Annotated in this window: 21 protein-coding genes and 5 tRNA genes; 24 read left to right on the top strand and 2 right to left on the bottom strand. The window is 38.4% G+C overall.

Annotated features, from left to right (window positions below):
• Positions 1–132: 132 nt before the first annotated feature.
• The 7 genes from modA (at position 133) to AABB81_RS08730 (ending at position 7339) form a co-directional block, all read left to right on the top strand.
• Entirely contained in the window at positions 133–912 is a 780-nt protein-coding gene (gene modA, locus AABB81_RS08760) for a molybdate ABC transporter substrate-binding protein (protein ID WP_342159990.1), read from the top strand.
• Entirely contained in the window at positions 912–1310 is a 399-nt protein-coding gene (locus tag AABB81_RS08755) for a TOBE domain-containing protein (RefSeq protein ID WP_342159989.1), read from the top strand. The genes modA and AABB81_RS08755 overlap by 1 nt, the downstream gene beginning before the upstream one ends.
• Positions 1307–1987 (top strand): molybdate ABC transporter permease subunit, encoded by a 681-nt coding sequence (gene modB, locus AABB81_RS08750; RefSeq protein ID WP_342159987.1) that lies wholly within the window; start codon positions 1307–1309, stop codon positions 1985–1987. Before AABB81_RS08755 ends, modB begins: the two co-directional genes overlap by 4 nt.
• Positions 1980–2855, top strand: a complete 876-nt coding sequence (locus AABB81_RS08745) for an ATP-binding cassette domain-containing protein (protein ID WP_342159985.1) — start codon at positions 1980–1982, stop codon at positions 2853–2855. Before modB ends, AABB81_RS08745 begins: the two co-directional genes overlap by 8 nt.
• Positions 2856–2963: 108 nt before the next feature.
• Positions 2964–4256 (top strand): carboxypeptidase-like regulatory domain-containing protein, encoded by a 1293-nt coding sequence (locus tag AABB81_RS08740; RefSeq protein ID WP_342159984.1) that lies wholly within the window; start codon positions 2964–2966, stop codon positions 4254–4256.
• Between the two features lie 100 nt (positions 4257–4356).
• Positions 4357–5028, top strand: coding sequence for a hypothetical protein (locus tag AABB81_RS08735; protein ID WP_342159983.1), 672 nt, complete (start codon positions 4357–4359; stop codon positions 5026–5028).
• 58 nt (positions 5029–5086) lie between these two features.
• Positions 5087–7339, top strand: coding sequence for a transglycosylase domain-containing protein (locus AABB81_RS08730; protein ID WP_342159982.1), 2253 nt, complete (start codon positions 5087–5089; stop codon positions 7337–7339).
• Positions 7340–7470: 131 nt separating this feature from the next.
• Here AABB81_RS08730 and AABB81_RS08725 read toward each other — a convergent pair whose 3' ends face one another.
• Together AABB81_RS08725 and AABB81_RS08720 are read right to left on the bottom strand one after the other, a co-directional pair.
• A complete protein-coding gene (locus AABB81_RS08725) occupies positions 7471–7716 on the bottom strand; it encodes a hypothetical protein (RefSeq protein WP_342159981.1) in 246 nt (81 codons plus the stop codon).
• Entirely contained in the window at positions 7685–8704 is a 1020-nt protein-coding gene (locus tag AABB81_RS08720) for an endonuclease/exonuclease/phosphatase family protein (RefSeq protein ID WP_342159979.1), read from the bottom strand. The genes AABB81_RS08725 and AABB81_RS08720 overlap by 32 nt, the downstream gene beginning before the upstream one ends.
• A 112-nt stretch (positions 8705–8816) precedes the next feature.
• On the opposite strand from AABB81_RS08720, the gene rpsU reads away from it, so the two are divergent.
• From rpsU to rpoC, 17 genes are all read left to right on the top strand, one after another.
• Positions 8817–9014: a 30S ribosomal protein S21 gene (gene rpsU / locus AABB81_RS08715; protein ID WP_342159978.1), complete on the top strand. Its 198-nt coding sequence runs from the start codon at positions 8817–8819 to the stop codon at positions 9012–9014.
• 153 nt (positions 9015–9167) lie between these two features.
• Complete coding sequence (locus AABB81_RS08710; protein WP_342159977.1) at positions 9168–10058, top strand: tyrosine-type recombinase/integrase; 891 nt, start codon at positions 9168–9170, stop codon at positions 10056–10058.
• Between the two features lie 3 nt (positions 10059–10061).
• The gene (hpf, locus tag AABB81_RS08705) at positions 10062–10358 is read left to right on the top strand and encodes a ribosome hibernation-promoting factor, HPF/YfiA family (RefSeq protein WP_342159976.1); all 297 of its coding nucleotides are present in this window, start codon (positions 10062–10064) and stop codon (positions 10356–10358) included.
• Positions 10359–10512: 154 nt separating this feature from the next.
• A tRNA-Thr gene (locus AABB81_RS08700) sits at positions 10513–10586 on the top strand.
• A 29-nt stretch (positions 10587–10615) separates the two neighbouring features.
• Positions 10616–10696, top strand: a tRNA-Tyr gene (locus AABB81_RS08695).
• Positions 10697–10723: 27 nt separating this feature from the next.
• Positions 10724–10796: transfer RNA gene (locus tag AABB81_RS08690), tRNA-Gly, on the top strand.
• Positions 10797–10907: 111 nt separating this feature from the next.
• A tRNA-Thr gene (locus AABB81_RS08685) sits at positions 10908–10979 on the top strand.
• A gap of 70 nt (positions 10980–11049) precedes the next feature.
• Positions 11050–12237, top strand: coding sequence for an elongation factor Tu (gene tuf / locus AABB81_RS08680; RefSeq protein WP_342159975.1), 1188 nt, complete (start codon positions 11050–11052; stop codon positions 12235–12237).
• Positions 12238–12392: 155 nt separating this feature from the next.
• Positions 12393–12465 (top strand) — tRNA-Trp (locus tag AABB81_RS08675).
• Between the two features lie 16 nt (positions 12466–12481).
• A complete protein-coding gene (gene secE, locus AABB81_RS08670) occupies positions 12482–12673 on the top strand; it encodes a preprotein translocase subunit SecE (RefSeq protein WP_342159974.1) in 192 nt (63 codons plus the stop codon).
• A 9-nt stretch (positions 12674–12682) separates the two neighbouring features.
• A complete protein-coding gene (gene nusG, locus AABB81_RS08665) occupies positions 12683–13237 on the top strand; it encodes a transcription termination/antitermination protein NusG (protein ID WP_342159973.1) in 555 nt (184 codons plus the stop codon).
• A gap of 66 nt (positions 13238–13303) precedes the next feature.
• Positions 13304–13750 carry a 50S ribosomal protein L11 gene (rplK, locus tag AABB81_RS08660; protein WP_342159971.1) on the top strand — a complete coding sequence of 149 codons (447 nt, stop codon included), beginning with the start codon at positions 13304–13306 and terminating at the stop codon, positions 13748–13750.
• A gap of 4 nt (positions 13751–13754) precedes the next feature.
• Complete coding sequence (rplA, locus tag AABB81_RS08655; protein WP_342159970.1) at positions 13755–14444, top strand: 50S ribosomal protein L1; 690 nt, start codon at positions 13755–13757, stop codon at positions 14442–14444.
• Between the two features lie 19 nt (positions 14445–14463).
• Positions 14464–14982, top strand: coding sequence for a 50S ribosomal protein L10 (gene rplJ / locus AABB81_RS08650; RefSeq protein WP_342159969.1), 519 nt, complete (start codon positions 14464–14466; stop codon positions 14980–14982).
• Between the two features lie 45 nt (positions 14983–15027).
• On the top strand, positions 15028–15402 hold the full coding sequence (gene rplL / locus AABB81_RS08645) for a 50S ribosomal protein L7/L12 (RefSeq protein ID WP_342159967.1): 375 nt from the start codon (positions 15028–15030) through the stop codon (positions 15400–15402).
• Positions 15403–15513: 111 nt separating this feature from the next.
• Entirely contained in the window at positions 15514–19329 is a 3816-nt protein-coding gene (gene rpoB / locus AABB81_RS08640) for a DNA-directed RNA polymerase subunit beta (RefSeq protein ID WP_342159965.1), read from the top strand.
• An 82-nt stretch (positions 19330–19411) separates the two neighbouring features.
• On the top strand, positions 19412–23680 hold the full coding sequence (gene rpoC, locus AABB81_RS08635; RefSeq protein ID WP_342159964.1) for a DNA-directed RNA polymerase subunit beta': 4269 nt from the start codon (positions 19412–19414) through the stop codon (positions 23678–23680).
• The last annotated feature ends 8 nt before the right edge of the window (positions 23681–23688 follow it).

The following is a 23688-nucleotide window of genomic DNA, read 5'->3' as shown; positions in this document are numbered from 1 at the left end:
GTGATATCACAGCAGAGAGATTGAAGCGGTCTGACAGGCTGAACGGCCCCTCTGAGTTTTATAACCTATGAATAAAAGATATCTCTGGAAAATCGAAAAGTTCTTGTATTTTTACATATTAAAAGGTACCAAATGCTTTCTGGAAATACTGCTAAAAAAATATTTTTTTTAGGTTTACTGCTTTCCTTCCTGATACTGATCTCTTGCGGATCTAAACAAGATGATAAATTAACCGTTGCCGTAGCGGCTAATTTACAGTTTGCAATTGAAGAATTGGTTGAAAAATTTTCTGATCAAACCGGAGTGGAATGTGAAATCATTGTTGGTTCGAGTGGAAAACTTACTGCACAGATTTTTGAAGGTGCCCCATTCGACGTATTCCTTTCGGCCGATTTAAAGTATCCGGAAGAACTTTTTAAAAATGGTTTTACTTTTGAGGAACCCGTCATTTATGCCTACGGTAATTTGATCTTATGGACCCTAAAGAAAGAAATCAATCCTGATTTGGAATCCCTCACTGCAAAAGAGGTGAAGCATATTGCCATCGGCAATCCCAAAACGGCACCCTACGGTGTAACGGCATTGGAAGTGATAAAAGGCTTGGGTATTGAAGAGTCAATTCGAAATAAACTTGTATTTGGAGAAAGCGTTTCCCAAACGAATCAATTCATCATCTCCAAGGCAGCAGACTTGGGTTTCACGTCAAAATCAGTAGTGATGTCCCCACGTATGCAAAATCGCGGCTTCTGGAAAGAAATCGACAAAAGTCTTTATCGACCAATCGCACAGGGTATGGTTATTTTGAAGGCAAGGGAATCCTTCAAAACAAAATCGATTCAGTTCAGGGATTTTATCCTTTCACGCGAAGGCAAGGAAATTTTGCATAAGTTTGGTTATCAGATTGAATTTTAATGAACATATTAGAAGGACATATAGATAGTATAAAAGTAAACGGGGATCTTTCGATTGTAAAAGTGAGGGTAGGATCGGCTGTATTTTCAACGATCCTTATTGATACACCTGAAACTGCGCCTTATCTCTTTGTAGACAATAAGGTCAAGATCATTTTTAAAGAAACTGAAGTTATCCTTGGTGTCGGTGATATGAGTGGTATTAGTCTCAGAAATAAAATGAAGGGTAAGGTAAGCCACATTGAATCGGATACTTTATTGAGTAAGGTTAGCATCGATACCGAAATGGGAACAATTACTTCCATCATTACCTCAAATGCAGTGAAACAACTGCAGATTGTTCAGGATATGGAACTAACGGCTATGGTAAAAACCAATGAATTGATGTTGTCAAAATGATAGACTGGAACCCATTATTGATCACTTTTAAACTCGCTTTGATCACTACGATTTTATTGTTGCTGATTGCAATACCCATTGCGTACTGGCTTGCCAATACCCGTTCTCGTTTAAAGCCGGTAGCCGAGACCTTTGTGAGCATGCCCCTGGTATTGCCACCCACCGTAATTGGATTTTATATGCTCTTGGCATTAAGCCCTTCGAATGGGTTTGGGAATTGGTTGGATGAATGGCTCGGGCTGCGTCTTGTATTTTCATTTGAAGGTCTTGTACTCGGATCAATAATTTATAGTTTACCTTTTATGGTGCATCCTATTCAGGCCGGTTTTGCCAATTTATCTCCTTCTTTGAAGAATGCCTCATACGTGATGGGCAAATCTAAATTAACCACTTTGATCAGGGTTTTACTGCCTAACATCAAGCCCTCCTTGATTACCGGAATTATTTTAGCCTTTGCGCATACCATTGGCGAATTTGGAGTGGTTTTAATGATAGGGGGAAACCTGTCTGGAAAGACAAGGGTGGCCTCAATAGCCATATATGATGAAGTTGAAAGTTTGAATTATGGAGCCGCAAATACCTATTCCTTAATTCTTTTTGGGATCACCTTTGCAATTCTTCTGATGGTTTACCTAATTAACGGAGGTTATTTTAATAAAACAGAAGGCCATGATTGATATCTCTCTTCAAAAATTGTTAAAGTCGCCGGGAGGCCGCATGAACCTCAATGTACAGGTCAAACTTGAAGAAGGTAAACTGATTACAGTTTACGGTAAATCAGGTGCAGGTAAAAGTACTTTGCTGATGTTACTTGCCGGGCTTATGGATCCCGAAAAAGGATATGTAAAAGTGGGTGATGAAATTTGGACCGATACAGACAAAAAAATAATGTTACCCCCGCAAAAAAGGAAAATTGGTTTTGTATTTCAAGAATACGCCCTTTTCCCGAATATGACCGTAAGGGAAAATCTTCTGTTCGCCCAGGCGAAAGGTCAGCCAGGAACAATTGTTGATCAACTGGTCGAAATCATTGACCTTGGGCAATTACAGAACAGGAAGCCCAATACGCTGTCGGGAGGACAAAAGCAGCGAGTAGCACTTGCAAGGGCATTGGTAAGAAAACCCAGATTGCTGCTTATGGATGAACCTCTTTCGGCCCTGGATCATGAAATGAGGGTGAAACTTCAGACGTATATTCTCAAAGCGCATAGGGAGTTTAATCTTACCACACTTTTGATAAGTCATGACGTCTCCGAAATAATCAGGCTATCAGATTTTATGATAGAACTTGATCAAGGCCTTATCATCCGTCAAGGAGATCCTGTGGGCATGTTTACGAATGACAGGGTAAACGCCAAGTTTCAATTTACAGGTGAAATTATGAGTATGGTAAAACAGGATTTTATTGTGATTGTTACGGTCTTAATCGGCAGGAATCTGGTCAAGGTGATTGCCAATGACCAGGAAGCAGCTGTTCTTGAAATTGGAGACAAGGTGTTAATAGCGTCAAAGGCTTTTAACCCTATTATTCACAAGATAAGCTAGCATTGCCAAAAGAAAGATCGCAAGTGTTATAATTAAGTTAAAATTCTTTTATAATTGACTAGAAATCGGTAATTTCAATAGTTCAAATGATATGTAAATTCAATTAATATGGTATCCATAATGAATAAAATAGACAACCGCTTCAGAATAGTATTAACCGCCTTTATATATGTAACGGCTTTGTTATTGGTTCATCCTTCGGTAGAAGCCCAGGAAGAAACGTCAGACTTTAAAGAATACAAAGGGGTTGTGATTGACGCAAAAACGAAAAAATCATTGGAATACGCTTCTGTTTCAGTTAGCAATTCCAATATCTCGACAATTTCCAATCTTGACGGAGTGTTTTTGCTAAAGGTACCTAAGGCCCTGGAAAACGAGAAAGTAGTGGTTACTTATTTGGGTTACCAAAATAAAATAATTCCTTTAAGATCATTTACAGGGCTGGAAATGACATTTGCCATGGAAGAGTCTTTTGAGAAGTTGCCAGATGTGAATTTGGTCGAAGCCAATCCGATATCGGTCGTTAAAAAAGTGATAGAGCAAAGGAAATCGAATACATACAGAGAACCTGTTATAGCCAAGGCATTTTACAGGGAATCCATCAGAAAAAGGAAAACTTATGCTTCCCTTTCTGAAGCGGTCGTTGACGTTTACAAGCCAACCAAAGTTATACAGGGCGATTACGTTGTACTCGACAAAGCAAGAAAAAGCACTGATTACAATAAGATCGATACGCTCGTGATCAAGTTACAGGGAGGTCCGTATAATAACTTAAGTATGGATATGATGAGAAATGAAGAATTGTTCTTTTCGGGGGATATGTTTGATATCTATAAATTTTCCTTTGACAAAATGATCAATATGGACAAGAGAAATGTTTATGTGATAGATTTTGTTCAAAAGCCGACTATGGTGGAGCCTTTCTATCAAGGAAAACTCTATATCGACACCGAGAGCTTCGCCTTGGTTAAGGCAGTTTTCAGTTTGAATTTGGAAAACCTAAGCAAAGCAAAAAAATTCTTTGTCAAGAAAAAACCGGCTAATGCAGATGTGATTCCACTCGATACCAAATACATAATCGATTACAAGCAGACCAATGGTAAATGGCATTTCAATTATAGCCGTATTGAGCTGTCTTTTAAAGTCAAATGGGATAAAAAATTATTTAATTCTATCTATAATATCGCTATTGAAATGGCTATTACCGACTGGAAGCCCAATGATCAGGATATCACAGTTAAGAACAGGGATAGAATGAGAAAAAATGTAATACTTACTGATGAGGCATCGGGATTTGCTGATCCTTCATTCTGGGGAGAATTAAACGTTATAGAACCAGATAAATCAATAGATAACGCGATCAAGAAGATACAGCGTAATTATGAAAAGGAGCAGTCCTAGCCAAAGTAAGCTTGTAAGTTTTAATAAAGTTTTAATAAAAAGGTAGGCTTTAATTTGTAATTTGCGGCCCGGAATTTTTTATTAAATGCTCTGTTAAATCGTGAAAAAAATCTTCGCAACTTTTGTGTTTTTTTTCTTAACCGCTGGAATATTCGCTCAAATTGACAATAACATTGCGGAGGAAACTGACGTGTTTCAATACCAGCCTAACAAGGGCAATGTCATGGAATTTGTCCCTCAAGATGCAGAGAATAAGGAGATCAAGGCTGAAACAATAACTCTTTTTGGAACAATTGAAGACATTGCGGATAAATTTCCATCCTATAGCGTCATTCCCCAAAAGAAGCAAAGGAGTATGAACAATCTCAACCAGATAGACAAGGATGTCCTTGTTTCAAACTACTGGAATGGGAAAGATGTGAGCATCAATAAGATTCAGACCTCCCTGGAACTTGGAAAGCTGGAAACAAATTCAAAAACCATTCGAATTATCTGCAGGGATCACAGTTATGTCGATGGAGATCGAGTCAAATTATATGTAAATGAAGAAGTAATTCGCAGAAGCATAACCCTCCAGGGAGGCTATTACAGCATTGACATCAACCTAAAAGAAGGATTTAATCGGATTGATATTGAGGCGCTCAATCAAGGTTCCTCAGGACCAAATACTGCTGAATTCAAAGTTTTAGATGAGAATGGGATGCTTCTTGCGGATAAAGAGTGGAATATACTTACAGGTTATATAGCTACGCTTGTAGTCATGAAAAGATAGTAAAGTTTCATTACCCAAAACGATTTAGAAAAGTTCAAAGGAACTTTCCTTTTGCCTTATGAAAAGAAAACTAATAGTATTTTTTGTTAAATTTTTGTTACTCGGGACCTTACTCTTTGGGCTTTTTATTGGCTCAATATATTTAGGTGTATTTGGCCATGTTTTTACCAAGAAGGAACTAAAGGAATTCAAAAATGAGACAGCTTCACTGGTACTGTCTGATAGGGGCAGGTTAATCGGTAAGTTTTTTGCGGATAACAGGACCAATGTCGATTTTGATCATCTCCCTAAAGAGCTTATACATGCATTGGTGGCAACAGAAGATGCCCGATATTTTGAACACGAGGGGGTGGATTCGCGCAGTTTGTTAAGAGTATTGGTCAAGACATTGGTTTTACAGCAAAAAAGCGCAGGTGGTGGCAGTACCATTACCCAGCAACTGGCCAAAAACATGTTTGGAAGAAGTAACCATGGATTTCTTTCAATGCCCGTGAACAAAACCAAGGAAATGATTTTGGCATATCGGCTGGAAAGCATGTATTCAAAGGAGGATATTCTAACACTTTATTTGAATACGGTGCCATTCGGGGAGAATGTTTTAGGAATTGAAGCGGCGGCTCACCGTTATTTTAACAAAAGCGTAAAAAAGTTAAAAACAGAGGAATCGGCGGTGCTTATTGGAATGCTCAAAGCAAATACTTACTACAATCCAAGGTTGTATCCTGAACATGCCCTGAATAGAAGGAATGTTGTATTTGAACAAATGAAAAAATATGGGTATTTGACAGAGAAAAGGACAAATGAACTGCAGGCACTTCCCTTATCCCTGGATTATGCGAATCTGGAATCAGAAGGCCCTGCCAATTATTATTTGGTTCAGATTAGAAATGAGGCTTTGGCCATATTAGAAACGATCAATAAAAGAGCTGATACAGTATATGATCTAAAAAAAAGTGGCTTGATCATAGAAACAACCCTGGATTATGAATTGCAGCAATATGCTTTGAGGGCTTTTAAATCTCATTTGGGAAAAATGCAGCAACAATTGAACAGGCAGTATTCGAATGGTTCCGATAAAGCCTCGCTTGATGCGCTGGTTAATAAGGAATTGAAAAGGTTGAAATTAACTGAGGTGGCAGATGTTAAAAAACGCAGAGAAATATTTACATGGAACGGGTTCTCCTCGGATTCAATTTCGGTTCGAGACAGCGTGTCTGCCAATTTAAAGCTGCTTCATGCCGGCTTAATCGCCGTCGACCCCAACGATGGCTTTGTAAAAGCCTGGGTAGGAGGGATTGATTTCCGGACACAGCCATATGATCAGATATTTGCACAGCGCCAAACGGCATCAGCATTTAAACCCATACTTTATGCCTCAGCACTGGAAGAAGGGGCTATGCCTTGCCAGTATCTCGATAATGAGGCCGTGATTCTAAAAGATTTCGAGGATTGGCAACCTCAGAATTATGATCGTTCGGCAGGGGGGAAGTATTCAATGGCCGCCTCTTTGTCAAAGTCAATGAATATCCCTACCGTAAATTTATTTTTTCAACAGGACTTTAATGTCTTGAACGACACCTGGAAGTCTTTGGGATTTTCACAGGAATTGAGCGATAAACCTTCTGTTGCCTTGGGGATTTCAACAGCCAGTCTATATGAAATGGCCATAGCTTATTCAGCATTTGCGAATGCGGGAAAAAGGATCAAACCAGTATTTATCAAAGAAATAAGAACTTCTGATGGGCGGAGCCTTTACAAGCACCCCAAAGCTGTTCAACTTGACCGGGTCCTCAAGGAATCGACAAGCGGCTTATTGACTGCCATGCTCGCAAAAGCTGTCAGGGAGGGTACAGGAAGGGCCTTGAATTCTGTTTATGGTATTAGAAGCGAATTGGCGGGAAAAACAGGAACTTCCCAGGATTATGGTGATGCCTGGTTTCTGGCCTATAATAATGACCTGGTAATAGCCACCAGGGTTGGGGCAAGTTATCCCGTGATACATTTTAGAAGCGGTACAAATGGTTCGGGCAGCGCCCTTGCGCTTCCAATTGTCGGGAAAACCTTACAACAGGTTCAGAATAATCGTACCCTGAGACCCAAATACCTTAGCGATTTAAAAATTTCAGAGCAAAATACATTTGCGTTGAACTGTCCGGATTTTATTGATGATTCTGAAATTGAAAAATTCTTCGATAATATATTTAAAGACAAAAACATGACTTTTAAAAAGGCGACTAAAAAGGCCAAAAAACAAGCTAAAAGAGAAAAAAACAAATCCTGGTTCAAGCGAGTTTTCGGGAAAAAGGAGTAAGGAGGGCTTACATGAACCTTTTTACATGAGGATGTTACAACATGTGCTTGGATTTTCTTTGTGAATTGGTCAGTGTTCCTGAAAAAAACCGAAGCATCAAGTTTATGATGCTTCGAATTTTACATAGAATATTAATTAAATACTTGAGACAGTATAGCAATACCGCCAAATAGAAACAAAAAGGCAAAAGCAATAACAAAGCCTATGATCCAAAGTATAAGAGTTCCTTTAGCCCAGTTCTTTTTATGAATATTCGCATCATCACTAAAGGCCCAAACCAGCAACATTATGATCCCAATTAAAGGCAGAGAAGAAATAAAGATGGTCAATGCCCATTCTTTGGCATCAAGAGTTCGGTTGTGGTCGAGAGTTTGCATAAAATTGGTTTTTAAATTTGAATTTCAGTTGTAAAGGCAAGTGATCTGAAGCCATTTTAAATTGCGTCAGTATTTCGGCATCCACTTCTTTGATAAACCTCTTGTTGTAAAAAATATAATCCAACCTTTCAGTAGGCGATATTGAATTGAAAGTATTGTTTTGAACTGATGAATCAAAGGCTGCACATCCGGTTTCAGGAATTTCCATGATCATGTTGATAGCGGCTCCGTCAAAGTTGATGTCGCTGTTAAAATCTCCGAGTAAAATTGTAGGGAAGTCTTTGTAGTATTTAATATAAAGGTTTTTTACTTGCTGCATTTGTATTTTTCGGGTCTCCTTATGGTAAGCTTCTAAATGCACATTAATAAGGATCAGGGTTCTGGAGTTTATTTTAATTTTAACGACCTGGGCAAGCCTGTCTATGTAGAAACTGTCATAATAAAAGGGGTTAGATGTATTTCTCTTCAATTCGATTCTTTCCAGTTCCGAAATAGGATACTTGCTAAGAACAGATTGCCCTGAAAGGATTTCCCCAAAATGCACACTGAATGGATAATACGGGAAAGGAACATATTTTTTGTCCCAGTTTATGCTTTGCCCAAAATAATTATACCCGAGTTTTCCAAGTTCTTTCTGCTGATCAACATGATAGGATCTTTTTGAGCCATAATCGATTTCCTGAAGAGCCAGAATATCAGCGTCGGCCTTTTTCAATTCATAGATCACCTTGTTGAGGTTCTCTTCGAAAAGCGAGCTTGAATTTTGAACGGGTAAATTATTGGTCATTCCGCTTAAATAGCCAATATTATAGGTTAAAACACTAAGGACAGAATCATGTAAGGAGCCCCCTGTGTTGAGATTGTACTGACCCGAAACATTGTAATCCTTGTGAGGTAGATTGGGCGAAGATGCCCAGAAATAAAAGCCCACAACAACAAAGAACAGGCCAACGACTACAATAAAAAAAAGTTTAACTTTTTGTTTCATTTTGGGGGATAGAATAAAAATTAAATATAATACATTTTTTTCGAACTAATTCTTTGTATATTTGCAGCCCTAAAAATAAATTTAAAGTACACATGAAAGGAGGTGCCCCACTATGTTAATTATTCCGGTAAAGGATGGTGAAAATATAGACAGAGCGTTAAAACGTTTTAAGAGAAAATTTGATAGAACGAAGACAATGAGAACGTTGCGCGAAAGAAAGGAGTTTACAAAACCTTCAGTCTTAAGGCGTAAACAGATTCAAAAAGCCCAATATGTTCAGGCTTTAAGAACTTCAGAAGAGAAAGGTTAAAACCTTCTAACTAAAAAAGGTCCCGTATTTACGGGACTTTTTTTATGTTAATTTTTAAGGTTTATGAGGTATTTTTTGTATTTTTGGATTTAGCAGCATGGGTTCACAAGCGCTTAGACTATTGAAATATTTATTGATAACTGAAGATTGATTTTGAGCATAACTCATTTTATAACCTATCTGGATTGCGAAAGAAAATATTCACCATACACTATTGCGGCTTATAATAAAGACCTGGAATCTTTTGAGGAGTTCTGTGAAAGAGAATTTCAAATAAAGGAGATTTCTACTGTGTCTTATACGATTATCAGAAGTTGGATCGTTAATTTGGTAGAGAATAGTATTTCAAACAGATCGATCAATAGAAAAATTAGTTCTTTAAAGTCGTATTTTAATTTTTTACTAAAATCAAAGCAAATAGAAGAGCACCCCTTAAGAAAGCATAAATCCCTTAAGGTGGAGAAAAGAGTCAATGTGCCGTTTTCAGAAAAAGAGATGAATGAAGTACTTGATTTTTTCGATCAGGCAGGTGGTTTTGAACAAGTAAGGGATAAACTGATTATTGAACTTCTTTACACAACAGGAATGCGCAGGGCCGAATTGATTGGTTTAAAAGATACGTCCATTGACCATTCACAAAGTATTGTAAAGGTGGTAGGAAAAAGAAATAAAGAAAGGCAACTGCCGTTACTGAACTCGGTGGCCGGAACCATAAAAAAATACAAATTACTCAGGAAGGATATTCACAGAATATCGGATTCATTTTTCGTTACGAAAAAAGGAGATGCTATTTATCCGACTCTTGTTTACAGAATTATAAATGAATATTTTAGTAAGGTGTCGGTTAAAGTGAAAAAAAGCCCTCATGTAGTGAGGCATTCATTTGCGACGCATTTGCTGAGCGAAGGAGCTGATTTGAATTCCGTAAAGGAATTGCTTGGACATTCCAGTCTGGCTTCGACACAAGTTTACACACACAGTAACTTGAAGGATTTGAAAATAATGTATAACCGGGCTCATCCAAGGAGCAATAAAAACTATTAACTTATGAAAATATCTGTTCAATCTGTTAATTTCAATATTAGCAACGATTTAGTCAATTACATTGAAAAGAAAGTTAATAATCTGGAGAAATTCCATGATCATATTATCGGTGCGGAAATATTTCTGAAGGTGCAAAGTACGAGCGAAAAAGAAAATAAAATAATTGATATAAAAGTGAAGCTGCCAGGTATTGATATTGTGGCTAAAAAACATTCAAAAACATTTGAAGAAGGTGTTAGTCTGGCTGTTGATTCGGTTAAAAGACAATTGGTTAAACGAAAAGAGAAATTAAGAGCATAATTATTTTAAAAATATAGTCAAAAAGTTTTGCAGAACTGATAAAACTTTTTACATTTGCAAACCGTTAGAAAAAGCGGTTTGTTTTTTTATGTAGATATCCGAGAAAGACAAATGAAATTTGTTTCGTTTTTTTTGGAATTTTTCACGTGAAAAAGCCGATGTAGCTCAGCTGGCTAGAGCAGCTGATTTGTAATCAGCAGGTCGTGGGTTCGAGTCCCTCCATCGGCTCAGGTCTTTGAAAAAAATAGTAAAATTGAGGGGAGATACTCAAGCGGCCAACGAGGACAGACTGTAACTCTGTTGGGAAACCTTCGCAGGTTCGAATCCTGCTCTCCCCACAAGTTTGTTTAATGAAAAAAATTTAAGCGGGAGTAGCTCAGTTGGTAGAGCTTCAGCCTTCCAAGCTGATTGTCGCCGGTTCGAGCCCGGTCTCCCGCTCTATTTTCAACTTATTGATAGGTATAGTTGAAATGAATAAAACCTATTCCGGGTAAATATGTGCTTGAACCCGAAATACATTGAAAGGAATCCGGTTTTAAAAATACCTAAGCCGGTGTAGCTCAGGGGTAGAGCGTTTCCTTGGTAAGGAAGAGGTCACGGGTTCAAATCCCGTCATTGGCTCAATTTATAGATGCTTCAAAATAGAATTAAACACGAATATATATATAACTAAGATTAAAATTTAACAATCATGGCAAAAGAAACTTTTGATCGTTCAAAGCCCCATTTAAATATTGGTACTATTGGACACGTTGACCACGGTAAAACTACTTTGACTGCTGCCATTACAAAAGTGTTGGCAGATAAAGGACTTTCTGAAGTAAAGGATTTCGATCAGATCGATAACGCACCTGAAGAAAAAGAAAGAGGTATAACCATTAATACGGCGCACGTTGAATATTCAACTGAAAAGCGTCACTATGCACACGTTGACTGTCCGGGTCACGCGGATTACGTTAAGAACATGGTAACTGGTGCCGCTCAAATGGACGGTGCAATTTTAGTAGTAGCTGCTACTGATGGTCCGATGCCACAAACTCGTGAGCACATCTTGTTAGGACGTCAGGTAGGTATTCCTAGAATGGTTGTGTTTATGAATAAAGTAGATATGGTTGATGATGAGGAATTACTGGAATTGGTAGAAATGGAAGTAAGAGATCTTCTTTCATTCTATGAGTATGATGGTGATAACGGTCCTGTTATTCAGGGTTCTGCTTTAGGAGCATTGAACGGAGAGGAAAAATGGGTTGATACTGTTATGGAATTAATGGATGCTGTCGATACTTGGATTGAAATTCCTAAAAGAGACGTTGATAAGGATTTCTTGATGCCTGTTGAAGATGTATTCTCTATTACTGGTCGTGGAACTGTTGCTACTGGTCGTATTGAATTAGGTGTTGCAAACACTGGTGATTCTGTTGATATTATTGGTATGGGTGCTGAGAAATTAACTTCTACAGTTACTGGAGTAGAGATGTTCCGTAAGATTTTGGATAGAGGTGAAGCTGGTGATAACGTTGGTATTTTATTAAGAGGTATTGATAAGGACCAGATCAAGAGAGGTATGGTAATCTGTAAGCCAGGTTCTATTACTCCGCATGCTAAATTCAAAGCTGAGGTGTATATCTTGAAAAAAGAAGAAGGTGGACGTCATACTCCATTCCATAAAAACTACCGTCCTCAATTCTATGTTAGAACTACGGATGTTACAGGGACAATTAATTTACCTGATGGTGTTGAAATGGTTATGCCTGGTGACAACTTGACAATTACTGTTGATTTGATTCAGCCAATTGCCTTGAACCTTGGTTTGCGTTTTGCAATCCGTGAAGGTGGTAGAACAGTTGGTGCTGGACAGGTAACTGAAATTCTTGATTAATCATAATCATTTTCAGTTGAAATAAAAAATTGAATATCAGGTGCTTCTTTATTGAAGCGCCTTATATTCTTTTAAAAAAGTATGTTTTTAATGAAGACATACTGATTAATTGGGAGACAAATGACCTCTGTATAAAAGGTGCATTTTCTGACCATACGGGTGTAGCTCAGTTGGTAGAGCACTGGTCTCCAAAACCAGGTGTCGGGAGTTCGAGCCTCTCCACCCGTGCGTAAAAATGACAATAATGGGTATAGTGAATTACATTAAGGAATCATTTGGGGAGTTGCAGCATCATGTTTCTTGGATGCCAAGAAATGAAGCACAAAAGAATACGGTATTGGTAGCAGTGTTTACTGTTATTTTTGCCCTCGCTGTGTTTTTTGTTGACAAGTTCTTTCAAATGGGCTTAGAAAAATATTTCAATATTTTTAATTAATATAATTATATGTCTGATTCTTCTGTAATGAAATGGTATGCCGTCAGGGCCATCGGTGGACAAGAAAATAAGGTAAAAACTTATATCGAGAATGAAATAGCTCGATTGGGATTATCTGATTATGTAAGCCAGGTGTTGGTGCCAACAGAGAAAGTGATCCAAATCAGAAATGGTAAGAAATACCACAAAGAGAAGGTTTATTTTCCCGGGTATATCATGGTAGAGGCGAATTTGAGCGGCGAAGTCCCTCACGTAATCAAATCTGTTACAGGTGTTATTGGTTTTCTTGGAGAAACTAAAGGAGGTGATCCTGTACCTTTAAGAAAATCAGAAGTAAACAGAATGTTGGGAACAGTTGATGATTTGGCGGTTCAGAATGAAAATGTTGCAATACCATTTATTGCCGGTGAAACGGTAAAAGTTATTGATGGTCCGTTCAATGGATTTGATGGAACCATTGAAAAGATAAATGAAGAAAAGAGAAAACTTGAGGTTATGGTGAAGATTTTTGGGAGAAAAACTCCTTTGGAATTGAACTATATGCAGGTTGAGAAAATATCATAAATGTTACGATATTATGTAAATGCATTAGCTTCCACTTAGTGTATTTTATTAATTAAAGTTAAAACGATGGCAAAAGAAGTTAGTAAGGTAGTAAAATTGCAGGTACGAGGAGGCGCGGCAAATCCGTCACCACCAGTAGGACCCGCATTAGGTGCTGCCGGAGTTAATATTATGGAGTTCTGTAAGCAGTTTAATGCTAGAACTCAAGACAAGCCCGGAAAGGTCTTACCAGTTGTAATTAATGTTTATAAGGATAAGTCTTTCGATTTTGTTGTAAAAACTCCTCCAGCAGCAATTCAATTGTTAGAAGCGGCTAAAGTTAAGAAAGGTTCTGGAGAACCTAATCGTAAAAGAGTAGCATCCGTTACCTGGGATCAGATACGTACCATTGCTGAAGATAAAATGCAGGATTTAAATGCATTTCAGATTGAGTCGGCTATGTTGATGGTTGCAGGAACAGCGAGATCTATGGGAATTCGTGTAAAGGGAACAGCTCCAGTTAAAACAGCGTAAGAAAATGGCAAAACTAACAAAGAAGCAAAAAGAAGCCAGAGCAAAAGTAGATCCTAGTGCATCTCATGATGTATTAGCGGCCTCGACTCTGGTAAAGGAAATCACCAGCGTAAAATTTGATGCAAGTGTTGATCTTGCAATTCGTTTAGGTGTAGATCCACGTAAAGCCAACCAAATGGTAAGAGGTGTTGTAACCCTTCCAAACGGTACAGGAAAGGATGTTAAAGTATTGGCATTGGTTACTCCTGATAAAGAAGAAGAAGCCAAAGAAGCAGGAGCTGATTACGTTGGATTGGATGAGTACCTTCAAAAAATTAAAGGAGGATGGACAGATGTTGATGTTATTGTCACTATGCCTAGTGTAATGGGAAAATTAGGTCCTTTAGGTAGAGTATTAGGCCCTCGGGGTTTAATGCCAAACCCAAAGACAGGAACCGTTACTATGGATGTGGCTAAAGCAGTCAAAGATGTTAAAGGTGGTAAAATTGACTTTAAGGTGGATAAAACTGGTATTGTTCATGCGTCAATCGGTAAAGTTTCTTTTGAAGCTGATAAAATTGCCGAGAATGCAAATGAATTGATCAAAACCATAGTAAAGTTAAAGCCTTCAACTGTGAAAGGAGTGTATATCAAGAGTATTTTCTTGTCGAGCACAATGAGCCCTGGAGTTGCAATAGATGCTAAATCAGTTTAATGCTGTAAATTTTTGAATTATGACAAGAGAAGAAAAATCGCAAGTAATACAAGATTTAACTGGCAAGTTAACTGATAACCCAGTAATCTATTTAGCAGATATCTCAGGATTGAATGCCTCTGACACTTCTAATTTACGAAGAGCTTGTTTTAAAGCTAACGTAAAATTAGCAGTAGTGAAAAATACCTTGCTTGCAAAGGCAATGGATAGTAGTGATAAAGATTTTGGAGAATTACCAACCGTTCTTAAGGGAAACACTTCCCTGATGATTTCAGAAATAGGTAATGCTCCGGCGAAGGTAATCAAAGCTTTCCGTAAAGGGAAGAGGGAGAAGCCAATTCTTAAAGGAGCTTATGTTGAAGAGGCAGTTTATGTTGGAGATGACCAACTGGACCACCTGGTAAGCATCAAGTCGAAAGAAGAGATGATCGGAGAGATTATTGGATTGTTGCAATCACCAGCGAAGAATGTTATTTCAGCGCTTCAATCAGGTGGTGGTAAGATACATGGTATCCTTCAGACTTTATCTGAAAAATAATAAACACACTAATAAACTAAATAATAAAATTTAAACAGTAGAAAAATGGCAGAGTTGAAAGATTTCGCAGAACAGTTGGTTAACTTAACAGTAAAAGAAGTTAATGAATTGGCAAATATTTTAAAAGAAGAGTATGGTATTGAGCCTGCAGCCGCTGCAGTAGCAGTAGCAGGACCTGCAGCAGGTGGAGAAGCCGCTGAAGAGGAAAAATCAGAATTTGATGTGATCCTTAAAGCCGCAGGTGGTTCTAAATTAGCTGTAGTTAAATTGGTTAAAGAATTAACTGGTTTAGGTTTAAAAGAAGCTAAAGGAATCGTTGATAGTGCACCAGCACCTATCAAAGAAGGAATCTCAAAAGATGAGGCAGAAGGGCTTAAAAAATCTTTAGAAGAAGCTGGAGCAGAAGTTGAGCTTAAATAATTCACTTAGCTACTAAACAACTAAGGTTTAGGTCTTTGGGGTAATACCGCTTAGACCTAAACCGTTTTGCATATATATTCGTTCTTATCATTTAATTTAAATTTTTCTCCATTGGCAACGAAACAAAAAACCCAAAGAGTAAACTTTGCATCAGCTAAATTGATTACTGAATATCCTGATTTCCTCGATATTCAAATTAAATCTTTCCAGGATTTTTTTCAATTAGAAACCAAATCTGATGAAAGAAGTGACGAAGGTTTGTACAAAACCTTTATGGAAAACTTCCCTATTACCGATACAAGAAATAATTTTGTTTTAGAATTCCTAGATTACTTTGTAGATCCGCCAAGATATTCCATCCAAGAGTGTATTGAAAGAGGGCTTACTTACAGTGTTCCGCTTAAGGCACGTTTAAAGTTATATTGTACTGATCCTGAGCATGAAGACTTCGAAACTATTGTTCAAGATGTATATTTAGGTGTAATTCCATACATGACCCACAGTGGTACCTTTGTAATAAACGGGGCCGAAAGAGTGGTTGTTTCTCAACTGCACCGTTCACCAGGGGTTTTCTTTGGCCAGTCTTTTCACGCTAATGGAACTAAATTATATTCAGCCAGGGTCATACCTTTTAAAGGTTCATGGATTGAATTTGCAACTGATATCAATCAGGTGATGTTCGCCTATATTGACAGAAAGAAAAAATTACCGGTTACTACTTTGTTCAGAGCCATTGGTTTTGAGAGAGATAAGGATATACTGGAGATCTTTGATCTTGCTGAAGAGGTCAAAGTATCAAAAAGCGGGCTTAAAAAAGTGCTTGATAGAAAACTTGCCGCCAGAGTTCTTAAAACATGGTTCGAGGATTTTGTAGATGAGGATACAGGAGAAGTTGTATCGATAGAGCGTAATGAGATTGTTCTTGACAGAGATACTATTCTAGAGAAGGAGCATATAGATGAAATCATTGAATCCGGTGCCAAAACCATTTTATTACACAAATTAGATAATGAAGCAGGTGATTATGCCATTATTCATAACACTTTGCAAAAGGATCCAACAAACTCTGAAAAAGAGGCTGTTGAACATATATACCGTCAATTGCGTAATGCTGAACCGCCGGATTACGAAACTGCAAAAGGAATAATCAATAAATTATTCTTTTCTGAACAACGCTATAATCTTGGAGAAGTTGGACGTTACAGAATGAATAAGAAATTAGGGCTTGATGTTGATATTGATCAGAAAGTACTTACTAAGGAAGACATCATTACTATTGTAAAGAACCTGATCAACCTGGTCAATTCTAAAGCAGAAGTTGATGATATTGACCACTTATCGAATCGTCGTGTAAGGACTGTTGGAGAGCAGCTTGCAGGACAGTTTGGAGTTGGTTTGTCAAGAATGGCCCGTACCATTCGTGAAAGAATGAATGTTCGTGATAACGAGGTGTTCACGCCTATTGACCTGATCAATGCGAAAACCTTGTCATCTGTTATTAATTCTTTTTTTGGTACCAACCAGTTGTCTCAGTTTATGGATCAAACGAATCCGTTGGCAGAGATCACGCATAAACGTAGATTATCAGCACTAGGGCCTGGAGGCCTTTCTCGTGAAAGAGCCGGATTTGAGGTTCGTGATGTTCACTTTACGCATTACGGAAGATTATGTCCGATTGAAACACCGGAAGGCCCGAATATTGGTTTGATTTCTTCACTTGCTGTATATGCCAAAGTGAATAATTTAGGATTTATCGAAACGCCTTACCGAGAGGTTAATGAGGGGCATGTAGATGTCACAGAAGAACCAATTTACCTGAGTGCTGAAGAAGAAGAAGGAAGAAGGATCGCTCAGTCAAATCTTGACCTGGATAAAGATGGAAACATCATACTTGAAAAAGTAGTTGCCAGATTAGATGGTGACTTCCCTGTAGTAAAAGCCACTGAGGTAAACTATATGGACGTATCTCCAAATCAGATCTCTTCTATTTCAGCTTCCTTGATTCCGTTCCTTGAGCATGATGATGCGAACAGGGCATTGATGGGATCGAATATGATGCGTCAGGCAGTACCTTTAATGCGTCCTGAGTCTCCGATTGTGGGAACAGGCCTTGAAAGAAGGGTTGCCGAAGATTCAAGGATATTGATCAATGCAGAAGGGAATGGTGAAGTAATTTATGTTGATTCAGATAAAATTGAAATACAATACGAGCGCTCCGAAGCAGACAGAATTGTAAGTTTTGATTCTGATGTAAGAACTTATGAGTTGATCAAATTCCGGAAGACCAACCAGGGTACTTCCATCAACCTGCACCCGATCGTAAGTAAAGGCAGTAAGGTTGTAAAAGGCCAGGTTCTTTGTGAGGGTTATGCCACTGAAAAAGGTGAACTGGCTTTGGGAAGAAATATGAAGGTTGCGTTTATGCCTTGGAAAGGTTATAATTTTGAGGATGCGATTGTAATTTCTGAGAGAGTGGTTCGTGAAGATATTTTTACTTCAATCCACATTGACGAATATGCTTTGGATGTAAGAGATACTAAATTGGGAGCTGAAGAGTTAACCGCTGACATTCCGAATGTTAGTGAGGAAGCTACGAAAGATCTTGATGAGAACGGTATGATTAGGATCGGTGCTGAAATCAAACCGGGCGATATTCTTATCGGTAAGATTACTCCAAAAGGAGAATCAGATCCTACTCCGGAAGAAAAATTATTAAGAGCCATATTTGGTGACAATGCCGGTGATGTTAAGGATGCTTCATTAAAGGCCTCACCATCGCTTAGAGGGGTAGTTATCGATAAGAAATTATTCCAAAGAGCAATTAAAGACAAGGCTAAAAGGGTTAAAGACAAGGAAGAAGTCAATAGTCTGGAAATTGAATTCTCTGTTGAATACGACAAGTTGAGAAATGTATTATTAGACAAGCTTTTTGGTTTGATTAATGGGAAGACTTCTCAGGGAGTTCAAAATGACCTTGGAGAAGAGATTTTACCAAAGGGGAAGAAATTCACTTTAAAAATGTTGAATTCAGTTGCTGATTTCGAACATTTAACAAAGGGTGTTTGGACTACTGACAAGGATCTTAATGATCTTGTAAACAGATTAATACACAATTATAAGATCAAATTAAGTGACCTTCAGGGATCATTGAGAAGAAAGAAATTCGCTGTAACTGTAGGTGATGAATTACCAAAGGGAATTATTAAACTTGCCAAGATTTATGTTGCGAAAAAACGTAAATTAAAGGTGGGTGATAAAATGGCCGGACGTCACGGTAACAAAGGTATTGTGGCCCGAATTGTTAGGGCAGAAGATATGCCTTTCCTTGAAGACGGAACTCCGGTGGATATTGTCTTAAACCCCTTAGGTGTACCTTCAAGGATGAACATTGGTCAGATCTATGAAACGGTTCTGGGTTGGGCCGGTCAAAACCTTGGAGAAAAATATGCGACACCGATTTTTGATGGTGCCAATATTGATCAAATTACGGAGCTGACCAGAAAGGCTGGGATTCCTGATTTTGGTCATACCTATCTATACGATGGCGGTACTGGTGAGAGATTTGATCAACCCGCAACAGTTGGGGTGATCTACATCATCAAACTTGGCCATATGATTGAAGATAAGATGCACGCCCGTTCTATCGGACCTTATTCATTAATAACGCAGCAACCTCTTGGAGGTAAGGCTCAGTTTGGTGGTCAAAGGTTTGGAGAAATGGAAGTATGGGCACTTGAAGCTTATGGTGCGTCTGCTACCTTGCGAGAAATCTTAACAGTAAAATCTGATGACGTTCTTGGTAGAGCCAAGACGTATGAGGCAATTGTTAAGGGTGACGCAATGCCCGAGCCTGGTTTACCGGAGTCTTTCAACGTGTTGATGCACGAATTGAAAGGATTGGGTCTTAACCTTAAGCTCGAAGAATAAACAACAATCCATGTCCCGCTCTGCGTTTTGACGCGAGGCGGGACCACAATATAATTTTTACAATTTAATTCTATCCATTACCATGGCAAGACAAAGAGAAAAATACACTGTAAAAAAATTCAATAAAATCACGATTGGCCTGGCATCTCCTGAAATCATCCTTGAGAAATCAAAAGGAGAGGTTTTGAAGCCGGAAACGATAAATTACCGTACGCACAAACCAGAAAGAGACGGATTGTTTTGTGAAAGGATCTTTGGTCCGATCAAAGATTATGAATGTGCCTGTGGAAAATATAAAAGAATAAGGTATAAAGGGATTATCTGTGACCGTTGCGGTGTAGAGGTAACCGAGAAGAAAGTCCGTAGAGACAGGGTTGGACACATAAACCTTGTGGTGCCTGTGGCGCATATCTGGTATTTCAGATCACTGCCAAATAAAATGGGTTACCTGTTAGGTTTACCATCAAAGAAACTGGATATGATCATTTACTACGAGCGTTATGTAGTGATTCAACCAGGTATTGCAAAAAATGAAGAAGGAGAGCCATTGCAAAAAATGGATTTTCTTACTGAAGAAGAGTATTTAAACATTTTAGAAACGCTGCCTCAGGAGAATCAATATCTCGATGATAATGATCCGGATAAATTCATCGCCAAGATGGGTGCTGAATGTTTGATAGAATTGTTGGCAAGAATCGATCTTGATGCCTTGTCTTATGAATTGAGGCACAAAGCAAATACAGAAACTTCCAAGCAACGTAAAATGGAGGCTTTAAAACGTTTAAACGTTGTAGAGGCTTTCAGGGATGCAAATACCCGTAAAGAAAATAAGCCCGAATGGATGATCATGAAGGTAGTTCCGGTTATTCCGCCGGAATTAAGACCTTTAGTTCCATTAGACGGTGGTAGATTCGCTACATCCGATTTGAATGACCTGTACAGAAGGGTGATCATTCGTAACAATCGCTTGAAAAGATTAATGGAGATCAAGGCGCCTGAGGTGATCTTGAGAAATGAGAAACGTATGTTACAGGAATCAGTGGATTCGTTGTTCGACAATACGAGAAAATCATCTGCGGTAAAAACTGAATCCAACAGACCGCTAAAATCACTTTCAGATTCACTAAAAGGGAAGCAAGGGCGATTCCGTCAAAACCTTTTAGGTAAACGTGTGGATTATTCAGCACGTTCTGTAATTGTCGTTGGTCCTGAATTGAGATTATACGAATGTGGTTTACCTAAAGATATGGCCGCAGAATTGTACAAGCCTTTTATTATCAGAAAACTGATTGAAAGAGGTATTGTTAAAACTGTGAAATCAGCGAAAAAAATTATAGATAAAAGAGAACCTGTAGTTTGGGATATTTTGGAGAACGTCCTTAAAGGACATCCGGTATTACTGAACAGGGCCCCTACTTTGCACAGGCTTGGTATTCAGGCTTTCCAACCTAAATTGATTGAAGGTAAAGCAATTCAGTTGCACCCATTGGTGTGTACTGCATTTAATGCGGATTTCGATGGGGATCAAATGGCGGTTCACCTTCCACTTGGACAGGAAGCCATTTTAGAATCTCAATTATTGATGCTTGCCTCTCATAATATCCTGAACCCTGCTAATGGATCACCAATTACGGTGCCATCTCAAGATATGGTTTTAGGTCTGTATTATATGACCAAGGAACGTATTTCTACTCCTGAACATAAAGTGAAAGGAGAAGGTACCACGTTCTATTCTTTGGAAGAGGTTAAAATTGCTTTCAATGAGAAAAAAGTTGATCTTAACGCAGGTATAAAGGTAAGAGGCAAAGACTTTAACGAAAAGGGAGAATTAGTCACTCAGATCATTAAAACTACCGTTGGTAGGGTATTGTTCAATGAGGTTGTTCCCGAACAAGCAGGATATATCAACGATGTATTGACCAAACGTTCTTTGAGGGATATCATTGGTGATATTTTAAAAGTTACTGACGTTCCAACTACCGGAAGGTTCCTTGACGATATAAAAAACATGGGTTATAAATTTGCCTTTCAGGGTGGATTGTCATTCAGTTTGGGTGATATTATTATTCCTGAGGAAAAATACGATATGATCGATAGCGCCAACAAGCAGGTAGATTCTATCATGACAAGTTATAACATGGGTATGTTGACCAATAAGGAAAGATACAACCAGGTAATTGACATCTGGGGATCTACAAATAACAGGTTGACTGAATTATCGATGAAACGCTTAAGAGAAGATCAACAAGGATTTAACTCTGTGTATATGATGCTTGATTCAGGTGCACGGGGATCTAAAGAGCAGATCAGACAGCTGACAGGTATGCGTGGATTGATGGCGAAACCAAAAAAGTCTACTGCAGGTGGTGGAGAGATTATTGAGAATCCTATTCTTTCTAACTTTAAAGAAGGGTTATCAATCCTTGAATACTTTATTTCAACTCACGGTGCGAGGAAAGGTTTGGCGGATACAGCATTGAAAACAGCTGATGCCGGTTACCTTACAAGAAGACTGGTTGACGTGGCACAGGATGTAATCATCAATGAAGAAGACTGTGGTACATTAAGAGGACTTGAAGTAAGGCCGTTAAAAAACAACGATGAAATCGTAGAATCTCTTTCTGAAAGAATTTTTGGCAGGGTTTCTCTGCATGATGTATTCAATCCTACTACGGATGAATTGATCATAGAAGCGGGTGAATTATTCACTGAAGAATGCGTGAAGAAAGTAGAGGAGGCAGAATTGGATGCCATTGAAGTGCGTTCAGCTCTTACTTGTGAAGCGAAAAAAGGAATATGTACAAAATGTTACGGGGTAAGTTTATCAACGAACAACATGGTTCAAAGAGGTGAGGCTGTTGGAGTTGTTGCGGCACAATCAATTGGAGAACCTGGTACACAGTTAACGCTTAGAACCTTCCACGTAGGTGGTATTGCAGGAAACATTTCTGAGGACAGCCGAATGGTAGCCAATCACGGCGGAGAGCTGGTCATTGATGATCTCAAGACTGTTGATGGTAAGGATAATGAAGGAAATCCGGTAAAAATCGTGATTTCAAGAACGAGTGAATTTAAGATTCTTGATAAAAATTCAGGTATCGTTTTGAGTACAAATAACATTCCTTACGGTTCACATATTTTTGTTAGTGATCAAACTAAAGTGAAAAAAGGCGATGTAATTTGTCAGTGGGATCCTTATAACGGGGTGATTGTTTCTGAATTTGGTGGTAAGGCTGTATTTGAAGATGTAACCGAAGGAATTACTTACCAGGTTGAGATGGATGAACAAACCGGATTTAAGGAGAAAGTTATTTCTGATTCCAAGAAGAAAAGAGTAATTCCTACTTTACACGTTCAAACGAAAAAAGGAGAAACTCAAAGATCTTACTCTTTACCTGTTGGAGCTCATTTATTAATTGAGGAAGGACAGAAAATTGAAGCAGGACAGATCTTGGTAAAGATTCCGCGTAAGTCTGGTAAAGCAGGTGATATTACAGGAGGTCTTCCAAGGGTAACAGAATTATTTGAAGCCAGGAACCCGTCTAACCCGGCTGTTGTTTCTGAGATTGACGGTGTTATTTCGTTTGGTAAGATCAAAAGAGGAAACAGAGAAATTATCGTTGAATCTAAATTAGGAGATGTTAAAAAGTATTTGGTGAAGTTATCTAACCAGATCCTTGTTCAGGAAAATGACTTCGTGAAAGCGGGTATGGCATTATCTGATGGAGCAACTACACCAACTGATATATTGAATATTATGGGGCCTGCGAAGGTTCAGGAATATTTGGTAAATGAGATCCAGGAGGTATATCGTTTGCAGGGAGTAAAGATTAATGATAAGCATTTTGAAGTTGTTGTAAGACAGATGATGCGTAAAGTTAAAGTGATTGATTCCGGGGATACTATTTTCCTTGAAAACCAATTGGTGCACAAAAATGACTTTATGGAAGTAAATGATAATATTTATGGACTAAAGGTTATTGAAGATGCCGGTGATTCAGAGAACTTAAAAGAAGGACAGATCGTTTCGGCAAGAGTGCTGAGGGATGAAAATTCTATTTTGCGTAGGAATGATAAGAACCTGCTTGTAGCACGTGATGCGATTCCTGCAACTGCAGAGCCAATTTTACAAGGTATTACAAGGGCTTCACTTCAAACGAAATCGTTTATTTCGGCTGCGTCATTCCAGGAAACAACCAAAGTACTGAATGAAGCCGCTGTGAGCGGTAAAGAAGATTATCTGGAAGGATTGAAGGAGAACGTAATCGTTGGAAAGAGAATTCCTGCAGGAACAGGAATGAGAGAATACGATCATATCATCGTCGGTTCTAAAGATGAAATAGAAGGATAAACATAAAG

The sequence above is a fragment of the Lutimonas vermicola genome (assembly GCF_038433205.1).
GTDB lineage: Bacteria > Bacteroidota > Bacteroidia > Flavobacteriales > Flavobacteriaceae > Lutimonas > Lutimonas vermicola.
This window is presented reverse-complemented; position numbering and strand designations above follow the sequence as displayed.

Bases quoted from the DNA above. Each gene is read 5' to 3' on its own strand.
- hpf (WP_342159976.1), top strand. From the start codon at position 10,062: ATGAAAATATCTGTTCAATCTGTTAATTTCAATATTAGCAACGATTTA.
- rplA (WP_342159970.1), top strand. From the start codon at position 13,755: ATGGCAAAACTAACAAAGAAGCAAAAAGAAGCCAGAGCAAAAGTAGAT.
- AABB81_RS08720 (WP_342159979.1), bottom strand. From the start codon at position 8,704: ATGAAACAAAAAGTTAAACTTTTTTTTATTGTAGTCGTTGGCCTGTTC.
- modB (WP_342159987.1), top strand. From the start codon at position 1,307: ATGATAGACTGGAACCCATTATTGATCACTTTTAAACTCGCTTTGATC.
- secE (WP_342159974.1), top strand. From the start codon at position 12,482: ATGGGTATAGTGAATTACATTAAGGAATCATTTGGGGAGTTGCAGCAT.
- AABB81_RS08730 (WP_342159982.1), top strand. From the start codon at position 5,087: ATGAAAAGAAAACTAATAGTATTTTTTGTTAAATTTTTGTTACTCGGG.
- nusG (WP_342159973.1), top strand. From the start codon at position 12,683: ATGTCTGATTCTTCTGTAATGAAATGGTATGCCGTCAGGGCCATCGGT.
- modA (WP_342159990.1), top strand. From the start codon at position 133: ATGCTTTCTGGAAATACTGCTAAAAAAATATTTTTTTTAGGTTTACTG.
- AABB81_RS08740 (WP_342159984.1), top strand. From the start codon at position 2,964: ATGGTATCCATAATGAATAAAATAGACAACCGCTTCAGAATAGTATTA.
- rplJ (WP_342159969.1), top strand. From the start codon at position 14,464: ATGACAAGAGAAGAAAAATCGCAAGTAATACAAGATTTAACTGGCAAG.
- AABB81_RS08725 (WP_342159981.1), bottom strand. From the start codon at position 7,716: ATGCAAACTCTCGACCACAACCGAACTCTTGATGCCAAAGAATGGGCA.
- tuf (WP_342159975.1), top strand. From the start codon at position 11,050: ATGGCAAAAGAAACTTTTGATCGTTCAAAGCCCCATTTAAATATTGGT.
- AABB81_RS08755 (WP_342159989.1), top strand. From the start codon at position 912: ATGAACATATTAGAAGGACATATAGATAGTATAAAAGTAAACGGGGAT.
- rplK (WP_342159971.1), top strand. From the start codon at position 13,304: ATGGCAAAAGAAGTTAGTAAGGTAGTAAAATTGCAGGTACGAGGAGGC.
- AABB81_RS08745 (WP_342159985.1), top strand. From the start codon at position 1,980: ATGATTGATATCTCTCTTCAAAAATTGTTAAAGTCGCCGGGAGGCCGC.
- rplL (WP_342159967.1), top strand. From the start codon at position 15,028: ATGGCAGAGTTGAAAGATTTCGCAGAACAGTTGGTTAACTTAACAGTA.
- rpsU (WP_342159978.1), top strand. From the start codon at position 8,817: ATGTTAATTATTCCGGTAAAGGATGGTGAAAATATAGACAGAGCGTTA.
- rpoC (WP_342159964.1), top strand. From the start codon at position 19,412: ATGGCAAGACAAAGAGAAAAATACACTGTAAAAAAATTCAATAAAATC.